Origin of the sequence: Sphingopyxis sp., assembly GCF_035998905.1 — a bacterium.
GTDB lineage: Bacteria > Pseudomonadota > Alphaproteobacteria > Sphingomonadales > Sphingomonadaceae > Sphingopyxis.
Genome location: NZ_DASYHG010000027.1, coordinates 26,071 through 41,354, shown reverse-complemented (window position 1 = coordinate 41,354; position 15,284 = coordinate 26,071). Strand labels below are relative to the sequence as shown.

15 protein-coding genes and 3 tRNA genes are annotated in these 15,284 nt (G+C 67.1%); 7 read left to right on the top strand and 11 right to left on the bottom strand.

What is annotated here, in order from left to right:
- The first annotated feature begins 6 nt into the window (after positions 1-6).
- The 3 genes from VGN62_RS16325 to VGN62_RS16315 all read left to right on the top strand — a co-directional run bounded on the left by VGN62_RS16325 (position 7) and on the right by VGN62_RS16315 (position 1,232).
- The gene (locus VGN62_RS16325) at positions 7-582 is read left to right on the top strand and encodes a DUF1214 domain-containing protein (protein WP_327455795.1); all 576 of its coding nucleotides are present in this window, start codon (positions 7-9) and stop codon (positions 580-582) included.
- A gap of 1 nt (position 583) precedes the next feature.
- A complete protein-coding gene (locus VGN62_RS16320; RefSeq protein ID WP_327455793.1) occupies positions 584-1,111 on the top strand; it encodes a DUF1254 domain-containing protein in 528 nt (175 codons plus the stop codon).
- A gap of 44 nt (positions 1,112-1,155) precedes the next feature.
- A tRNA-Arg gene (locus VGN62_RS16315) sits at positions 1,156-1,232 on the top strand.
- Positions 1,233-1,323: 91 nt separating this feature from the next.
- Here the strand turns inward: VGN62_RS16315 and VGN62_RS16310 are convergent.
- The 4 genes from VGN62_RS16310 to VGN62_RS16295 form a co-directional block, all read right to left on the bottom strand.
- Positions 1,324-2,712: an efflux transporter outer membrane subunit gene (locus tag VGN62_RS16310; protein ID WP_327455791.1), complete on the bottom strand. Its 1,389-nt coding sequence runs from the start codon at positions 2,710-2,712 to the stop codon at positions 1,324-1,326.
- A complete protein-coding gene (locus VGN62_RS16305) occupies positions 2,709-3,836 on the bottom strand; it encodes an HlyD family secretion protein (protein WP_327455789.1) in 1,128 nt (375 codons plus the stop codon). Before VGN62_RS16305 ends, VGN62_RS16310 begins: the two co-directional genes overlap by 4 nt.
- A gap of 1 nt (position 3,837) precedes the next feature.
- Entirely contained in the window at positions 3,838-5,508 is a 1,671-nt protein-coding gene (locus VGN62_RS16300) for an MFS transporter (protein WP_327455787.1), read from the bottom strand.
- A gap of 185 nt (positions 5,509-5,693) precedes the next feature.
- Positions 5,694-6,488, bottom strand: coding sequence for a hypothetical protein (locus VGN62_RS16295; protein ID WP_327455785.1), 795 nt, complete (start codon positions 6,486-6,488; stop codon positions 5,694-5,696).
- A 257-nt stretch (positions 6,489-6,745) separates the two neighbouring features.
- On the opposite strand from VGN62_RS16295, the gene VGN62_RS16290 reads away from it, so the two are divergent.
- On the top strand, positions 6,746-8,389 hold the full coding sequence (locus VGN62_RS16290; protein WP_327455783.1) for a cytochrome c: 1,644 nt from the start codon (positions 6,746-6,748) through the stop codon (positions 8,387-8,389).
- Here VGN62_RS16290 and VGN62_RS16285 read toward each other — a convergent pair.
- The 6 genes from VGN62_RS16285 to VGN62_RS16260 all read right to left on the bottom strand — a co-directional run bounded on the left by VGN62_RS16285 (position 8,386) and on the right by VGN62_RS16260 (position 13,627).
- Complete coding sequence (locus VGN62_RS16285; protein ID WP_327455781.1) at positions 8,386-9,363, bottom strand: hypothetical protein; 978 nt, start codon at positions 9,361-9,363, stop codon at positions 8,386-8,388. The two genes, VGN62_RS16290 and VGN62_RS16285, sit on opposite strands and share 4 nt — an antisense overlap.
- Positions 9,360-10,454, bottom strand: coding sequence for a GNAT family N-acetyltransferase (locus VGN62_RS16280; RefSeq protein WP_327455779.1), 1,095 nt, complete (start codon positions 10,452-10,454; stop codon positions 9,360-9,362). Before VGN62_RS16280 ends, VGN62_RS16285 begins: the two co-directional genes overlap by 4 nt.
- Positions 10,451-11,590, bottom strand: a complete 1,140-nt coding sequence (locus tag VGN62_RS16275; protein ID WP_327455777.1) for a hypothetical protein — start codon at positions 11,588-11,590, stop codon at positions 10,451-10,453. Before VGN62_RS16275 ends, VGN62_RS16280 begins: the two co-directional genes overlap by 4 nt.
- Positions 11,587-12,459, bottom strand: a complete 873-nt coding sequence (locus tag VGN62_RS16270) for a ThiF family adenylyltransferase (RefSeq protein ID WP_327455775.1) — start codon at positions 12,457-12,459, stop codon at positions 11,587-11,589. Before VGN62_RS16270 ends, VGN62_RS16275 begins: the two co-directional genes overlap by 4 nt.
- Complete coding sequence (locus VGN62_RS16265; RefSeq protein WP_327455773.1) at positions 12,456-13,397, bottom strand: hypothetical protein; 942 nt, start codon at positions 13,395-13,397, stop codon at positions 12,456-12,458. Before VGN62_RS16265 ends, VGN62_RS16270 begins: the two co-directional genes overlap by 4 nt.
- 139 nt (positions 13,398-13,536) lie before the next feature.
- Positions 13,537-13,627, bottom strand: a tRNA-Ser gene (locus VGN62_RS16260).
- A 74-nt stretch (positions 13,628-13,701) separates the two neighbouring features.
- Here VGN62_RS16260 and VGN62_RS16255 point away from each other — a divergent pair.
- Together VGN62_RS16255 and VGN62_RS16250 are read left to right on the top strand one after the other, a co-directional pair.
- Positions 13,702-14,649 carry a peptidylprolyl isomerase gene (locus VGN62_RS16255; RefSeq protein WP_327455771.1) on the top strand — a complete coding sequence of 316 codons (948 nt, stop codon included), beginning with the start codon at positions 13,702-13,704 and terminating at the stop codon, positions 14,647-14,649.
- Between the two features lie 3 nt (positions 14,650-14,652).
- A complete protein-coding gene (locus tag VGN62_RS16250) occupies positions 14,653-14,967 on the top strand; it encodes a DUF1905 domain-containing protein (protein ID WP_327455769.1) in 315 nt (104 codons plus the stop codon).
- On the opposite strand, the gene VGN62_RS16245 is transcribed toward VGN62_RS16250, so the two are convergent.
- Entirely contained in the window at positions 14,957-15,085 is a 129-nt protein-coding gene (locus VGN62_RS16245; RefSeq protein ID WP_327455767.1) for a hypothetical protein, read from the bottom strand. The two genes, VGN62_RS16250 and VGN62_RS16245, sit on opposite strands and share 11 nt — an antisense overlap.
- Positions 15,086-15,201: 116 nt before the next feature.
- On the opposite strand from VGN62_RS16245, the gene VGN62_RS16240 reads away from it, so the two are divergent.
- A tRNA-Thr gene (locus tag VGN62_RS16240) sits at positions 15,202-15,276 on the top strand.
- Positions 15,277-15,284: the final 8 nt, after the last annotated feature.

Below are 15,284 nucleotides of genomic sequence, written 5' to 3'. Positions count from 1 at the left end.
ACGCGCATGAAGGGCTGGCACCGCTATACGATCACCTTGGTGGGCGGATTGGCGGTGGGGCTCGGCGCTGCCTGGGCGCTCACCCGCGGTGGGTTGCAGGATGGCCAGATCGCCAATGGACCGTGGACGACGTCGCTCGGCTACGGCACCAAGGCTACCGATCCGGTAACCCGCGCCGCGGTGGCGCGTGCGGGGCTGCTCGCGCTCCCGGCGAAGGAAACCGTCTATTGGTCGGCGAAGAGCGATGCTGCGGGTGCGGCGCTCGACGGCAATTGCCGCTACAGCCTCTCGGGCACGCCGCTCGACGCGCGCTGGTGGAGCGTCACCATCTATGACGAGGCGGGCTATCTCGTCGCCAATCCCGCGAACAGCTGGTCGGTGAACGGCGCCAATGTCGCGCTCGATGCCAAAGGCGAATGGCGCGTGACCATCGCGCCGACAAGGCCTGCCGAGGGCGCGTGGTTGCCCGGAACCAAGGGCCAGCCGTTCCACCTGACTTTGCGCATGTACAATCCCGGCAAGGCGTTCCGCGCCGCCCCCGCGAAGGCGGTACTCCCGAAAATTGTGAAGGAGGGCTGCTGAGATGCGAAACTGGCTCGGCCCGCTCGCCTTCGGCCTGATCGTCGCCGGATTCACCGCCTATGCGGCGATCCGGGCGATTCCCTATGGCCTGATGAATGTCGCGATCGAGCGGCTGGGGCAGGGGGGCGTCAACACCATGTCCTATGGCAATCTCGCGACGCCCGCGCGACAGCCGGTCGTGCGGCCAAGCCCCGATCTCGCCTATTCGAGCTGTCCCTATAATATCTCAGACGGCCCGATCGCGATTGACGTCACCCCGGTGCCCGGCCGTTACAGCTCGCTCAGCATCTTCGACGCCGCGACCGACGTGATTTTTGTGCGCAATGATGTCGAAGCGGGAGGCAAGCCGTTCCGAATCATCGTCGCCCGGCCGGGGCAGGCGGTACCGAAAGGCGCCGAAATCGTCCGCACCAACCATGATCATGGCATCGCGCTCGTCCGGATTTTGCTGAAAGACCCCGCAGAAATCGGCGCGCTCGACGCGATCCGCCGCCAATCGTCGTGCGGAACGGTCACAAAGCTGAAATAGGGGGTTGCGCCCCCGCGCAGTGAGTCTTAAAGGCGCCTCTCCACGCACCCGTAGCTCAGCTGGATAGAGCATCAGACTACGAATCTGAGGGTCGGACGTTCGAATCGTTCCGGGTGCGCCATTTCCCTCCGACGCGTTTCGCAGGGCCGGAAACCCCGGATTTTATTCCTTCCTCCGAACAGGAAAATCGCCGCGAACGCGTCGCGCGCCGATCAGTCCGGCGCGCCGGTTTGGGACATCGTCCATCCGCCGCCCATCGCCTGGAAAAGCTGGACGCGGGCGGTAAGCGCGTCGGCGCGAAGCTGGATCAACGACAATTCGGCGCCGAGCAGGCCGCGCTGGGCGTCGAGTTGTTCGAGATAGGGCGAATAGCCTTCGCGGTAGCGATTGGTGGCGAGGCGAAGGCCTTCCGCGAGCGCATCGCGTTGTGACTGTGCGAACAGGAGCTGCTCGTCGATCCGGCGGACCGCCGCGAGCGCATCCTCGACCTCGCGAAACGCGGTCAGCGCGGTACGGCGATAGGCGAAAGCCGCCTGATCGCGCTGCGCGCCCGCAGCGTCGGCCTGCGCGGTCAACCGGCCGCCCTGGAAGATTGGTGCCAAAATGCTGCCGCCGATCGACCAGATCGAGATCGGGTCGGCGAGCAGGGTCGAAAAGGCCGCGCCTGCGGTCGCGTTCAGGCGGAGTTGCGGCAGGAAGCGTTTGCGCGCCGCGGCCAGATTCTTGTCGGTTGCCGCGAGCTGATATTCGGCCTGCGCGACGTCGGGCCGGCGGCGGAGCAGGTCTGACGGCAGGTCGCCCGGCACCGCGGGAACGATCATCCCGCCGAGTTCGGCACCGCGCCCGATCGCCTGCGGTGTATCGCCGACCAGCAGGCTCAACCCGTCCTCGACCCGCGCGATCGCCAGTTCGATCTGCGGCACGATCTGCGCGGTTGCGTCATATTCGGCCTGCGCCTGCTGGAGTTCGAGCTTGGGCGAATAACCCGCCCCGACGCGCGATTTCGCGATCCGCAGCGATTCGGACCGCGCTTGCACCGTCGCGCGCGCGACCGCCAGCCGGGCGTCGAGACCGCGCAAGGTGACATAGTTGGCGGCGACGGCAGCGGCGACCGAGAGCTGCGCCGCGTCATGCGCCGCCTCGCTGGCAAAATAGGAATCGCGCGCCGCGGATTGCTGGTCGGCGAGGCGGCCGAACAGGTCGACTTCATAGGCAACCTGGAGCTGCGGCTGCGCAAAATTCTGTTCGGAGGGCTGGCCGAAGGCATTGACCGACCGCGATCGCCCGCCGCTGAGGGTTGCGTCGATGCTCGGCAGCGTCTGCGCGCGTGCGAGCGCGAGATTGGCGCGCGCCTCGCGCACGCGCGCCGCGGCGATCGCAATGTCGCTGTTGTTCGCGAGCGCCTTGTCGACAAGTGCGGCGAGTGCCGGGTCGCCGAAGGATCGCCACCAGTCGCGTTGCAGCAGCGTTCCGGTGCTCGCATCGGTTCGCCATGCGACCGGGGGGGCGACCGGCGGCACGTCAACTGTCGAGACCTTGGGACCGGCGCAAGCGGATAGCGCCGTCGCGAGGAGCGCCAGCGCGAGAGGCGACGCCTTCATCGCCGCGACCCGCCGCGCGTATCGACGCGCACCTCGACCGACATGCCGGGCCGCAGCCGCTTGGCCAGCGTTTGATCGCGATCGATCGCGATACGCACCGCGATCCGCTGCGCCACCTTGACGAAATTGCCGGTGGCATTGTCGGCCTTCAGCACCGCAAATTCGGACCCGGCAGCGGGCGACAGATTTTCGACGCGCCCGGTCAGTTCGGCGCCGCCGAGCGCGTCGACGCGGAACCGCACCGGCTGGCCCACCGCCATATCGCGCGTCTGCGCTTCCTTGAAATTGGCGATGACCCAGACCTTGTGCGGGACGATCGACAGCAATTGCGTGCCTGCGGTGACATAGGCGCCCTGACGCACACCGATTTCGGACAATTGCCCGTCGGCCGGCGCGCGGATGACGGTGTTGTCGAGGTCGATCTGTGCGAGGCGGAGCTGCGCTTTCGCCGAGGCGACCGCGGCTTCGAGCCCCGCGCGCCCGACGACGACGGTGCGGACATCCTGCGTGCCGATCGCCCGGCTGGCGCGGGCCTGCTGGAGTCCCGCCTGCGCCGCGAGCAGCGCCGCGCGCGTCTGGTCATATTCGCGGGTCGAGATCGATCCGTCGGCGACGAGTGCGCGGGCGCGGCGCATGTCGGCTTCGGCCTTGGCGAGCTGCGCCTGCGCGTTGGCGATCCCGGCATTCTGGCTTTCGGTCGCGACCTCGCGCGATCGCTGCGCCTGCGCCGAATTGGCGAGCGAGGCTTCCTGCGCCGCGACATTGGCCTCGGCCTGCGCGACGCGTGCGCGGTAGATGCGGTCGTCGATCGTCGCGAGCACATGCCCCGCCTTCACCTCGGCGAAGTCCTGCACGGCGACGCTGGTGACATAACCGCTGACCTGCGGGCTGATGATCGTCACGCGGCCGCGGACATAAGCGTTGTCGGTCTTTTCCGACCAGCCCGAGAAAGGGGGAAGGTTCCAGGCGTAGAGGATCGCGAGGATCGCGAGCACCGCAACTGTAACGATGACGACCACGGTCGCGCGCGACTTGGCGGGGGGGTGCCATGACGAGGGTGACGGATCGACCTGGGGATCGGGTTCCGGCGCGGGTTCTGGTGCGCCGGTTTTTTTGTCGCTCATGTCATTGCCCCTGCTGAGCTTGCGGTTGGGCCTGTGATTGCAGGCGCTGGACCAATAATATCACCGGTGACGGTTCGTTCCGTCGACGGATCGACCGGCTGATCATGAAACCCCAGATCGTGGCCAGGATCGCGAGCACGCCGACGAGCAGGAATACGTCGTTATACGCGAGGATATGCGCCTCGCGCGTGACCTGCTGGCTGAGCAGCGCTACGCCTTCCGCATTGCGCAGCACCGGGTCGCCGACCGTCCCCGCGACCGCGCGGCTCCCCGCACCGAGCCGGGCGGCGACCAGCGGATCGGACGCGACGATATTCTGCACAAGCTCGTGTGAATGAACTTTCTCACGGACCGTCTGGAACGTCCCGAGCAGCGTCCCGCCGACGAGGCCGCCGATACTCTGGCTGAGGCTGAACAGCACGATGAAGCTGACGAAATTCTTGCCCCCGGCGAGCAGGGTCCGCGCGATGCCGATGACCATTGCCTGCGCGAGGAACAGCAGCGACGCAAAGCCGATCAGTGCCTGGCTGAGATAGAAATGGCTGGGCCGGGTGAGGTTGGTCGCGCTGGCATCCATGAAGGATGCGATCACGATCAGCACGACGGCGATGATGATCGGCTGCGACAGATGCGCGGGGCGAAAGGTCAGCACGGCCGTCGCAAGGCCGGCGATCGAGGCGAGGATGATGATCAGGTTCAGCGTCACCATCTGGTCGTTGAGCATGCCGACGACGCTGAGCAGCCCGACCGATCCAAACGCCTGTTCGGACAAGAGGATGCGCACCGATGCCGCGATCGCCATCAGCCGCAGCATCTCGCGCGTGCCGAGCCAGCGCGTGTTGATCAGCGGATTCTTGCGATGATGTTCGACGAGAACCGCGGCGGTGATCAGCGCGACGCTTGCGGCCAGCGACCAGCCGATCCACGGGCGTTCGGTCCACCATTGGATGCGCCCTTCGGATAGCACCGCGATGAGCAGCCACAGCCCCGGCGCGAGCAGGCCGAAGGTCAGGAAGTCGGCGGGTTCGAAAACCTTCTCCCGCTCGCTGGGCGGCAGCGGCTGCGCCATCACGGCCGCCAGCGTCGCGAGCGCCAGCCCGAATTCAAACCAGTAGAGATTGTGCCAGTCGCCCCATTCGAGCAGGCCCGGCGACAGGACGCGCGCGAGCGGCGTCGCGAGTTGGGGGATGCCGATCCCGATCATCACCGCGGCGAGGCGCTTTGGCGCCGGGAGTGCCTGGAAGAAATAGAGGATGGTGAGCGTGGTCAGCCCGCTCGTCGCGATCCCGCTCATCGCCCGGACCGCTACCGACGTCCAGAAATCATGGACGAACAGGTGCAGCAATGCGGTCACGGCATAGGCGCCGAGCGTATAGCGGATGAACGGCTGGAGCCCGAATTGCTGGCGATATTTGATCAGCAGCAGGTTCGCCGAGATGTTGGTCATGAAATAGGCGGCGGTCAGCCAGGCGCTTTCGTCGCTATTGAGCCCCAGCGTTCCTTGCGCGAAATTGAGGTTCACCGCGATCAGCGCGTTCCCGAGCCCGGCGGTGATCCCGATCAGGCAGCCGATCAGGAAATAAACCACCATGCGCCGCGTGGGGTGTTCGGGGTTGGCCGGCGATCCCGGCATTGTCGGGCGTTCGTGCGGCTTGAAGACATATTCCGCCATCGGGCGCTAGACCCGCCCGGCTGTCATGGACACCCGGTCGCCGGGTACGCGGCGGTCGCGGCGAGTCGGATCGAGCAACATGCAGGTTCCTTACCGCATCAAAGGCGTCGGTGCAGCCACTTCGCTGCGCAATCGCGCCTAGGCGATCATGCTGCCGCCAAAGTCGCGCACGATCCGGCCCGTCTTCACCGGCCCTGTCGCCGCTTGGTGCCATAATCGATCCGGATCCGGACCCAGGCGCCCACCATTGGCTGCCCACCGCGCCGCGGAGGGCGCACTTGGAACGACCACGCAGCGGCGAGCACCGCGCGATTGATCTGCGATCCGTTCGGATATTCGTCGAGTCCGACGCAATCCTCGACCCGGTAATCGGGCGCCGTCCGGCAGGCGATCAGCCCCCAGCCGGGTCCATTGGCGGTGGACAAATATCCGCGAAGCTCATCGTCCCGCGGCTCGCGATACCAGGAGGCGGCATAGAGCGGCTCGCCATTGGGTGCCGTACCAACCCGTTCCGTATCCCCGGACGACGAGGAGGAGGAGCGTTTGGTATCGGGCGGTCCATAGACGGCGCCGCCGGGCGGGCGCGGGAGGATCTTGGGGACCGCGGGCGATGGCGGCTGTTCGCTTGGCGGTGCCACGGGCGGCGCGGCCTTCGAGACGACCGGGGGCGGGGGCAGCGGTTGCGGCGGCCGGGGCTGGTCGGGCGCCGGTTGCGGTAACACGGGCTTGTCGTCGGCCTGCTTTTGCTCTGCGCTGTCGGGTTCGGTCGCTTCTTCCGAAATCTCGGTAGCCGAGAGGCTCACCACGCTGATGGGCTCATCGCGCACGCTGGGCGGCTTTCCGGGGCCAAAAGACAGCAGCATGACCAGCAGGAGCGCGGGGATCAGGATAGCCAGGGTGATCGCAAGCGCGCGGCGTCCTGCCCCGATACTGAGCTGGTCGACATAGGGAGTGGCTGGAACAGGGCTCAGCTGAAGCAATCTTTTGTGGCGGCGTCCGCTGGTCGGGGGTCCCGGAGGGTGCGTTCGCGAGGGCGTAATGGGGTGCCAGACCTTTGACAAGGGCGCCGTGACCCGGAAACCGTCCGACCGTTTCCGGTAACGCATGTCGGCCGAGCGTCGGCAGCGCACGCGCATCTGCTTTGCGCTGCGTTGAATTGATATGAAATATTAGCGAGAAATTTCCAAAGCATCGTCCATTACAGGACCGCTACGCTGCAGGGCAGTCCGGGAACATGATGAAACATATCATTCGCTACTTTCTGGGGCTGCTCGCCGTAATCCTGCTCATCGCAGCGGCCGGCTGGTTGACGGCGAGCGCTGAAAGCGAAGCCGTTTCGCGTCCGGCTCTCGCCGCCGACGCGGATGCCGCGACGCGGGGGGCGGCCGCCTTTCTCGGCGCCGGATTCGGGGGCATTTCGGTCGAATCGCTCGACAGCAGTGCGATCCCGTGGAAGCTTGCCACCGCAGCGCTCGTGCTCGACGAGCGGCAGCGAGACCCGTCGGCCGCCGCCGATCAGGCGACCGTGCGCCGCGTGCTGCGGCGTTTCGGTTTTCTTTTTCCGGACCGGATCGCCAACCTGCCGCCGGGAATAGTCTGGCGGGGCGGCGACAAGCCGCTGGGGATCACGCACGGCTCGATCGCCCCCGTCGGCGGCACGACGGTCGAAGTCGCCAATCTGGGCTGCGCTGCTTGCCACGCCGGGGTGACCTATGACGTCGCGGGCGCTGCGCGGCCCGATCGCGCCTGGCTCGGCACGCCGAACGGCGCACTCGATCTCGAAGCCTATACGCAGGCGGTCTATGACGCGATGCGGCGCCATATGGGGTCCGGCGCCTTGCTCGAGATGGCGGAGACGCTCTATCCGGAGATGGGCTGGCGTGAACGGCAGAGCCTGCGCTGGCTCGTCATGCCGCTTGCGAAGCGCCGGCTTGCCGCGCTTCGGGGGCAGCCACGTCCGCTGCCCTTTCCGAACGGGGCTCCGGGTAGCACCAATGGTGTTGCGGCGCTGAAATATGCGCTCGGGGCGCCGCTCGCGGGTGGCGGGCCGGGCGACGACGGGGTGGTGTCTGTTCCCGAGCTTGGCCGCCGCGAATGGCGAAACGCCTTGCTCACCGACGGCGCCTATGCGGTGCCCGGCACGAAACCCGGTGCGACCGTCGAGGCCGACCTGACGCCTGAGCGGCTGCGCGCGCTCGCCGCGATCACGAGCTTCTTCACCGTGCCGAGCATGGGGGTTCACCCCGACAAGGCACAGCATCGGCTTGGCGATACCGAGGCGATCTTCGCATGGCTGCGCGGTTATGAGCCGCAGCCCTTTCCGGGCTCGGTCGATCATGCGGCCGCGCGGCGCGGGGCCGCCGTCTATGCCGCGCGCTGCGCGTCGTGCCACGGCGACTATCAGTGGCGCGAGGGCGAGAAACCCCGGCTCGCCGCTTTCCCCAACTGGGTCGGCGACGTCGGCACCGACCCGCTGCGCGCGCGCCTGTTCGACGCGGGGCTCGTCAAGGCGGTCGACGCGACCGGATATCGCACGCTGATCGACGTCCGCGCCGGGCGCGGTTACGCGGCCCCGCCGCTCGCCGGGCTCTGGTCGTCGGCGCCTTATCTGCACAATGGTTCGGTGCCGAGCCTTGCGGCGTTGCTCGATCCCGCGCAGCGGCCGCCGCGCTTCCTTGCCGGTGGCCATGCGCTCGACTTCGGCGTGATGGGGCTGCGCCTTGCACCGGGGGGCGGATACCCGGCGGGTTACCGGCCCTATTCGGTGCCGCGCTGGACCGAAACGACCCAGCCCGGGCGCGGCAATGGCGGGCATCTGTTCGGGGCCGAACTCTCGCCCGCGGAACGCGCGGCACTCATCGAATATCTGAAGCTGCTTTAGACGAGTACCGAGGACAGCGGCAGGCGCGCGCGGGGATAGCCGGGACCGGCACGCCGTCCGATGCGAAAGGCGCTGACCAGCCGGCGCCCGGGCGGAATGCCGTATGCGGCGATGATTTCGCGCGCGGCTTCGCGGTCGTCGGCGAGCGCCGCGAGCACGGCGGCGCCGAACCCCGCGCGTTCGATCGCAAGCCACAGGCGGTGGAAATGACGGCCGCTTTCATAGGGGTCTTCATCCACCGGCCGATGGAAGAGCACGACCGCCGCACCACGCTCGACCTTGCCGCCCTCGGCAAGCAGGGTGCGGGCGAGTCCGAGCTTGTCGAGCGATACGAACAGCGGGCCGAGGACGAGTCCGGCCCCCAGTGCCTCGACCCGCGACAGCGCCATCGCGTCGGCATTGAGGCCGTCGTGCGACCAAAGCGGATGGCTGCGCCCAAGCCGCATCCAGCTGCGCAACTCGCCGCGAAAGTCGCTCCGGCGCGTGAAGCCATAGCTCGCGCGGTCGAAGTCGCGCGCGAGCGCGGCTAACGCGGCGGGCTCGGTGGCGACGCGCGCGTCATCGGCTTCGAGTGTGGCCGCCGCGGTCCGGTCGGCTTCGGTCGGGGGCAGGAAATTGCCCCGCCACGATGCGCGTTGTTCGAGCCATTCGGCGAGCGGATCGTTCGCTGCGCCCGGCTCGAAGCGAAAGCGTGCGACCGGGCGAAGCGCGCCGGTGGCGGCGGGCAATTCCGAACGGCTTTCGATTGCGGCCAGCCCCGCACGCGACGCCGCGAGGCGCAGCCCCTCTGCTGCGGCGCCGAGACTGATCGCGGCGTCATTGCCCGTCGGATCGCCGACCGCCAGCCGGCGCGACATATCCTCAAGCAAGAGCAGCGCATCGCCTTCGATCCGCCAGCGCGCGGGCTGGACGTTATGGACGCTGGGCGCCGCGATCGCGGCTTCGACGAGACGGCGAAGCGGAACTTCGGTCATGCCCATGTCTTCCGGAACAGATTCAGATGATGAAGCGGCTCGGCGCCGAGCTTTTCCATCTGCCGCAGGCTCGCCTTGTTCGCGTCGGCGATCCAGGTGATGCCGAGCTGTTCATAGCCCGCTTCGCGGAGGCGGCGGATCGTGCGCGCGAGCATCGCGCCCATCAGTCCGCGCCCGTGGCGGTCGCGCACGACCGAATAGAAAATGATCACCGCGCGCCGACGGCGCAGGCGAAAACGCAGATAATGCCAGGGGGTCGAAAGGCCGATGCGCGAGCGGGTCGCTGCGAGGAAGCCGTTGAGATCGGGAATGCAGATGATCGTGCCGACCGGGCGTCCGTCCTCGACCAGCACCGACGACAGCCGCGGGTCGAGAATGCTGCTCATCTCGCCCGCTTGGAACAGGAACTCGGCTTCTGTCAGCGGGACGAACATCGGATTATCGGCGAAGCCGTCGTTGAGTACCGCGCGTGCTTCCTCCATCCGCTCGGGAAAGCTCCGCTTCTCGATCGGCGCGAAACCGAAAGCGGCGCCCGTCGCCGCGGCCTCGTCGGGCAATGCGGCACGCGCAAGATCGAGCTCAAAGGTCGTCATCGGGAATATCGCCTCGAAGCCATTGGCTTCGAGCAGGCGCGGGACATGCGGCGCGCCGACGACCATGTCGGTATAGGCGCGGCGCCCGAAGCCGCCCGTCATGACCCCGCATTGCTGCATCGCGGTGAGGTTGAAATTGCCCGCCAGCTCGGAAAGGCCCTGCGCGCGTGCGAAATCCTCCGCCGCGCCGAGCAATGCCGCAGCGGCTTCCGTGTCGTCGGCACAGTCGAAGAAACCGAATTGCGCGCGGTTCCAGCCATGCGCCCTATTCGACTGGCCATGGACATGTGCGACGATGCGTCCGATCGGGCGCCCGCCGCGATGCGCCGTCCAGAAGCGAAAGGGATTGCCCACGGTCCATAGCGGGTTCTTGTCGCGGTCCAGCATATGGACGATGTCGCTCTTGAGTGGTGAGACGTAACCGACCGACGCATCATAGGCGTGAAAGGGTGCCTCGAAAAAGGCGTCGACATCGCCCGCGCGCAATTCGATGCTCATGCCGCCCCCTCGATCAGCCGTGCGGCGATTTCCAGCTCCTCGTCGAGCGCGGTTTCGGCAAGGCCCCCGGCCGAGATCGCGAGAAAGCGCGGCGGGTCCTGCGATAGCCGAACGAGGTGGCTCGCGGCGTGGCGGCCAAGCAGGTCTAGCGCGGCCTCGCCGAGCATCGGGTCATGACGCGCCATGGCGCCGCTCACCAGCCGGTGCTCGGCCAGCCGTTCGACGAGCGCGGGCGGATAATCGGCAAGCCCGTCGCCTTCGACCACCACGCCGCGATCGAGGAGCGGGTGCGCCGCGAGCATCGCACTGCGGTGGTGCGGCGATGCTGCGAGCGCCGAAAGCAGGTCGGGTGCGGAGGCGTCGTCGCGCGCGAAGCGCTCGATCAACAGGAGCAGCGCGGCGCCGGCGATAGCGCAGGCAACGACAGGCAGCGCTTGCGCCCCCGCCAGCGGCAACGCCGCCAGCGCGAGCGCGGCGATCCCGCCGCCGCCGAGCGCGAGCGCGATATCGGCGAACAATTGCCGCGGCCGTCCTTCGCCGGCGACGAGCCGCGACGTCGCGACTATGAGGATCAGCACGGCGAAACTGCCGCCGCGCACCGGCAAATCGGGGAAGATGCGCTGGAAGTCGGTGAGGACGAGCGGAATCGCGAGCAGCAGGGCGACCGTGAACAGATCCGCCGCCTGCTTTTCGGCGAGCGAAACATCATGCCGTCCGCCGAGCAGCAGCGAGATCACCGCGACGATCGCGAGCGACTGGAAAGCCGCGAGGGCGATGATCGCCGCTTCGTTCCAGACCAGCCCGAGCGTGACCGCAAGAAAGGTGAAGGCAAGCGCGCCGCCGAGCGCGGCGAATTTGACGAGGCGCGGTGCGTGACGCCGCACCAGTTCCTCGGCGAGCTTGAGTACCGCCACGGGCAACCAGGCGGCGGCGATCATGACGGTGGCGGCGACCGGCACGACGGGCCAGACGGTGTAGAGCAGGCGCAGCGCCAACAATACCCCGGTCAGCCCATAAACCAGACGCAGCCGCGCGGCGACCGGCGAGCGCCGTGCGGCGGCCGCGATCCCGCGCCGCGCGACGAGCGTTGCCGCAAGCGCGATCAGCGTCAGCAAGGTTGCGGCGGGCAGCGTCATCCCATCAGCTTCTTCATGAAGCGGCGAACCAGCCAGCCTTTCATCGCCGCCACCGGTGCGGGCAGCGGCTTTTCGATCTTCACCGCATGCGGGTTGAAGAAATAGCCGCGATAGTCGGTGCCGCCGGGGCGGGCGAGGATAACGCGGATCGCTTCCTCGGCCATCATCGTTCCCGCTTCGGTGACCATGGTCGAAAAGGAGAAGCGCGACCTTTTTCCTGCCGCAACCTCGGCGGCGACGTCGAGGTCGACATATTTGTGACTCGAACTGTGCGTCAGCACATATTCGATCTCGCGCATCAGGCACTCGACCGCCATGTCGCGGTCGATGGCGCGCCAGTCGACGCCGCGGGTCGGATAGCCCAGCCGCTCCTCGATCCGGGGATCGTGCGGGCGCACGACCGTGACCGAGGGCAGGGGGGAGGCATAGGCGTCGATCAACGTCCGCCCGTGCGCCCGCGCCTTGCGATAAAGCTCCGCCCCCGCGGCGGCATCGTCGGTGCCGTTGATGACGACCGCGGCGGTGGGCAGGATGCGGTCGAGCGCGTCGGTCCATTCGCCGCCCAGCGCCTCGATGACGAGGTCGGGGTTGATCTCGAGCGCAAGATCGCGCGCGGCTTCCACCTTGGGACGGCCGATCGTGTCGGCGCGGCTGAATAGCTGGCGGTTGAGATTCGACACCTCGAATACGTCGATGTCGGCGATGACGAAGCGCCCGACGCCCGCGCGCACGAGCGCCATGAAAGCCGCGCCGCCCATGCCGCCGACGCCGGGAATGAAAACGGTGGCCGCGCGCAACCTGTCCTGCTCCGCTTCGGTCACGAAGCCACGGTTGCGGGTGGTCATCTCGGCATAGGCAAAGTCGGTCATCGGGCCGGTCTCAATCGTCCAAAGGGCGTGCTCGCGTCGAGCCACTGGATCAGCGGCGCGATCACCGCGCCGGTTGCAAGGACAAGTGCCTGCACCGCGAGCTGGGGCAGCGCGCTACGCGGAACGCTGCGCGACAGGAAGCGCTGCCCGGCGCGAAGGTCGATCGTACCGATCTGCAGCACATCGTCGCCGCGGCCATAGTCGAGCGCAGCGGCGCAATATTCATTATAGCTTTCGATCCGGTGCTTTGCCGCGATATCGAAGCTCTTCTTCAGATTGTCCGACCCGCCGGTATAGGCGTTGGTGATCACCTGGCGTTCGGCGTCGAAACCCGCATCCTCGCCGACGCCAAAGGTGGCGCGGTGGCGCTGCATGATCTGGTGCGCGAGATGGCGGTGCGCAAAACTCTGGGGCGTGCCCTGCTGCGCCGGATAGATATTGTTGAACGTCTCGGCGACCATGCCGACGACCGCCGGGACCTGCGTCACGCTGCTGACCCACAGCGGACGAAGCCCCCCGCGCAGGAAGAGAGCGAAGCAGGTCAGGCCATAGAGAATCCACGACAGTCCGCCGCTGCGCTCGGCCGGGTCGACCATCACCAGCCCGAGATGCAACACATGCTCCTCGCGCCCTGCGCGCGTGACCGCAAGCTGGGGCATGGCGTTGAACGCGACGGGCGCGCCGTCGCCGCTCCGGCAGACGAGCGTGATGACGCTGCGCGCCCAGGCGCTGCTGTCCGGGGCGAACAGGCCATAATCGAGATCGCGTCCGTCGAGACACGCACGCACGACGATGCGGCACTGGCCGATCAGCCGTTCGAGATCGTCCGGCGGCAGGCACTCGCCGGGGCGCTCGTAAATATGGACGACATGTTCTGACGAGGCGCGAAACCGGAGGAGCAGTCGTCGGCGCCGAAGCGCTCTGATAAAGTTGATCATCGACAATCCGCCCCGAACCGCGTTCGACTACTACTGTAGCGTGGGTTGGTTAATACGTGATGGACTTTCTGGGTGGTCGAAACGGGTCGTGCGCGCCGAAGGAGGCAGGCCGGGCTTCATTTCGTTCAATTATTTCCGGTGGCGGAGCGGGAGGGATTCGAACCCTCGATACGCTTTTGACGTATACTCACTTTCCAGGCGAGCGCCTTCGACCACTCGGCCACCGCTCCGCATGCACTGGAACGCGCGCCCTAATCGCTTGGCGGGGGTTTCGCAAGCCGATTGGGCGTGGCAGACATCGGTCATGAGACACCTGCTTCTGACGGCCGCGGCGGCCGCATCGTTCGTCCTTCCCGCTTATGCCGCAGAACCGGCGCCGGTGCCGTCGCCGGGCGAAATTGCGGCATCAGCGCCGGCAAGCGACTGGGTCGCCATTGCGGCTTCGGATTTGCTGGTGATGGACCTCACCCCGGACGCGACGGGCAAACCACGCCGCGTCGTGATCCAGCTGATGCCCGCGCCGTTCAGCCAGGGCTGGATCGGTAATATCCGTAAGCTGGCGGCGGCCCACTGGTGGGACGGGACGAGCGTCAACCGGGTGCAGGACAATTATGTCGCCCAATGGGGCGATGCGACCGAGAAGAAAGCGTTGCCGACGGGCTTGGCGACGGTTCCGGAGCAGGACTACACCGTCCCTGTGGGCCAGCTGGTCATCCACGAAACGCCGGCTCGTGGTACTAAGCCGTCGCCGCATGCGCCGCGCGGTGACGGCTATGCCGAATTTACCCGATTCTCCGGCGGCTGGCCGGTTGCCTTTGATCATGCACGTGAATGGCCGCTCCATTGTTACGGTGCCGTTGGCGTCGGGCGGAATATGTCTCCGGACACGGGGGCGGGGGCCGAACTCTACGCCGTCATCGGTCATGCGCCGCGCCATCTCGATCGCAATATCGCGGTTGTTGGCCGCGTGATCAGCGGGATCGAGCATCTGTCGAGCCTGCCGCGCGGAACGGGGGCGCTGGGCTTTTATGAGGACGAAAAGAAGCGTGTACCCATCGCCTCGATCCGGCTCGCTGACAGCTTGCCTGCGGGTCAGCAGCCGAAGTTCGAATATCATTCGACCGAAAGCGACAGCTTCGCGCGTTACGCCGACGCGCGGGCGAATCGTCGGGATCCCTTCTTCATCAAACCCGCGGGCGGGGCCGATATCTGTAACATCCCGGTGCCTGTGCGGCCCGTCGCCGCGAAATAGGGGGTGGAAGCCTTCACGACCACGACGCCGCTCTGGCGCTGGCAGTCGGCGACCGCGCCCGCCGCATGGTTCTTCGTGACGATCGCGGGCGAGACGGCGGATGGGATTCGCCTTGCCGCCATCTCGGGGCAATGGCTCGACGGCCGCAAGGGATTCGGCTCGGCGCGCGTCGACGTGCAGATCGGCGATACGCGCTGGCAGACCTCGGTCTTCCCGCACAGGGAAAGCGGCGGCTGGCTGCTCCCCGTGAAAGCTGCTGTCCGCAAGGCCGAAGGCCTCGTCGAAGGCGACGCGGTGACGGTGACCGTCAGTCTTTAGGCGGGTTTTCGGCCTTGGTATCGCGTGCTTGCGCCTTGCGTTTGCGCAAATTGGCGCGCAGCGCCTCGGCGAGGCGGCGCTCGCGCTCGATGTCGGCCGGGGAGGGGGCTTTGCTCACAAGCGGCCAATCTCGCGAAATCGGTTCGCCGTCAAGCCTCGCACCTTGACAGGCGAAGGACGTCCCGCCATAGGCCGCGCCTGCCCGGCGAACTTGCGTTTGCGGGTGATCCGGTTGCTGCTGTAGCTCAGTGGTAGAGCGCGTCATTGGTAATGACGAGGTCGACAGTTCAATCCTGTCCAGCAGCACCATTTTCCTG

Coding starts and splice junctions, on each gene's coding strand:
- VGN62_RS16270 (WP_327455775.1), bottom strand. CDS start 12,459: ATGACCGACTTTGCCTATGCCGAGATGACCACCCGCAACCGTGGCTTC.
- VGN62_RS16275 (WP_327455777.1), bottom strand. CDS start 11,590: ATGACGCTGCCCGCCGCAACCTTGCTGACGCTGATCGCGCTTGCGGCA.
- VGN62_RS16280 (WP_327455779.1), bottom strand. CDS start 10,454: ATGAGCATCGAATTGCGCGCGGGCGATGTCGACGCCTTTTTCGAGGCA.
- VGN62_RS16255 (WP_327455771.1), top strand. CDS start 13,702: ATGAGACACCTGCTTCTGACGGCCGCGGCGGCCGCATCGTTCGTCCTT.
- VGN62_RS16325 (WP_327455795.1), top strand. CDS start 7: ATGAAGGGCTGGCACCGCTATACGATCACCTTGGTGGGCGGATTGGCG.
- VGN62_RS16265 (WP_327455773.1), bottom strand. CDS start 13,397: ATGATCAACTTTATCAGAGCGCTTCGGCGCCGACGACTGCTCCTCCGG.
- VGN62_RS16300 (WP_327455787.1), bottom strand. CDS start 5,508: ATGGCGGAATATGTCTTCAAGCCGCACGAACGCCCGACAATGCCGGGA.
- VGN62_RS16310 (WP_327455791.1), bottom strand. CDS start 2,712: ATGAAGGCGTCGCCTCTCGCGCTGGCGCTCCTCGCGACGGCGCTATCC.
- VGN62_RS16320 (WP_327455793.1), top strand. CDS start 584: ATGCGAAACTGGCTCGGCCCGCTCGCCTTCGGCCTGATCGTCGCCGGA.
- VGN62_RS16305 (WP_327455789.1), bottom strand. CDS start 3,836: ATGAGCGACAAAAAAACCGGCGCACCAGAACCCGCGCCGGAACCCGAT.
- VGN62_RS16285 (WP_327455781.1), bottom strand. CDS start 9,363: ATGACCGAAGTTCCGCTTCGCCGTCTCGTCGAAGCCGCGATCGCGGCG.
- VGN62_RS16290 (WP_327455783.1), top strand. CDS start 6,746: ATGAAACATATCATTCGCTACTTTCTGGGGCTGCTCGCCGTAATCCTG.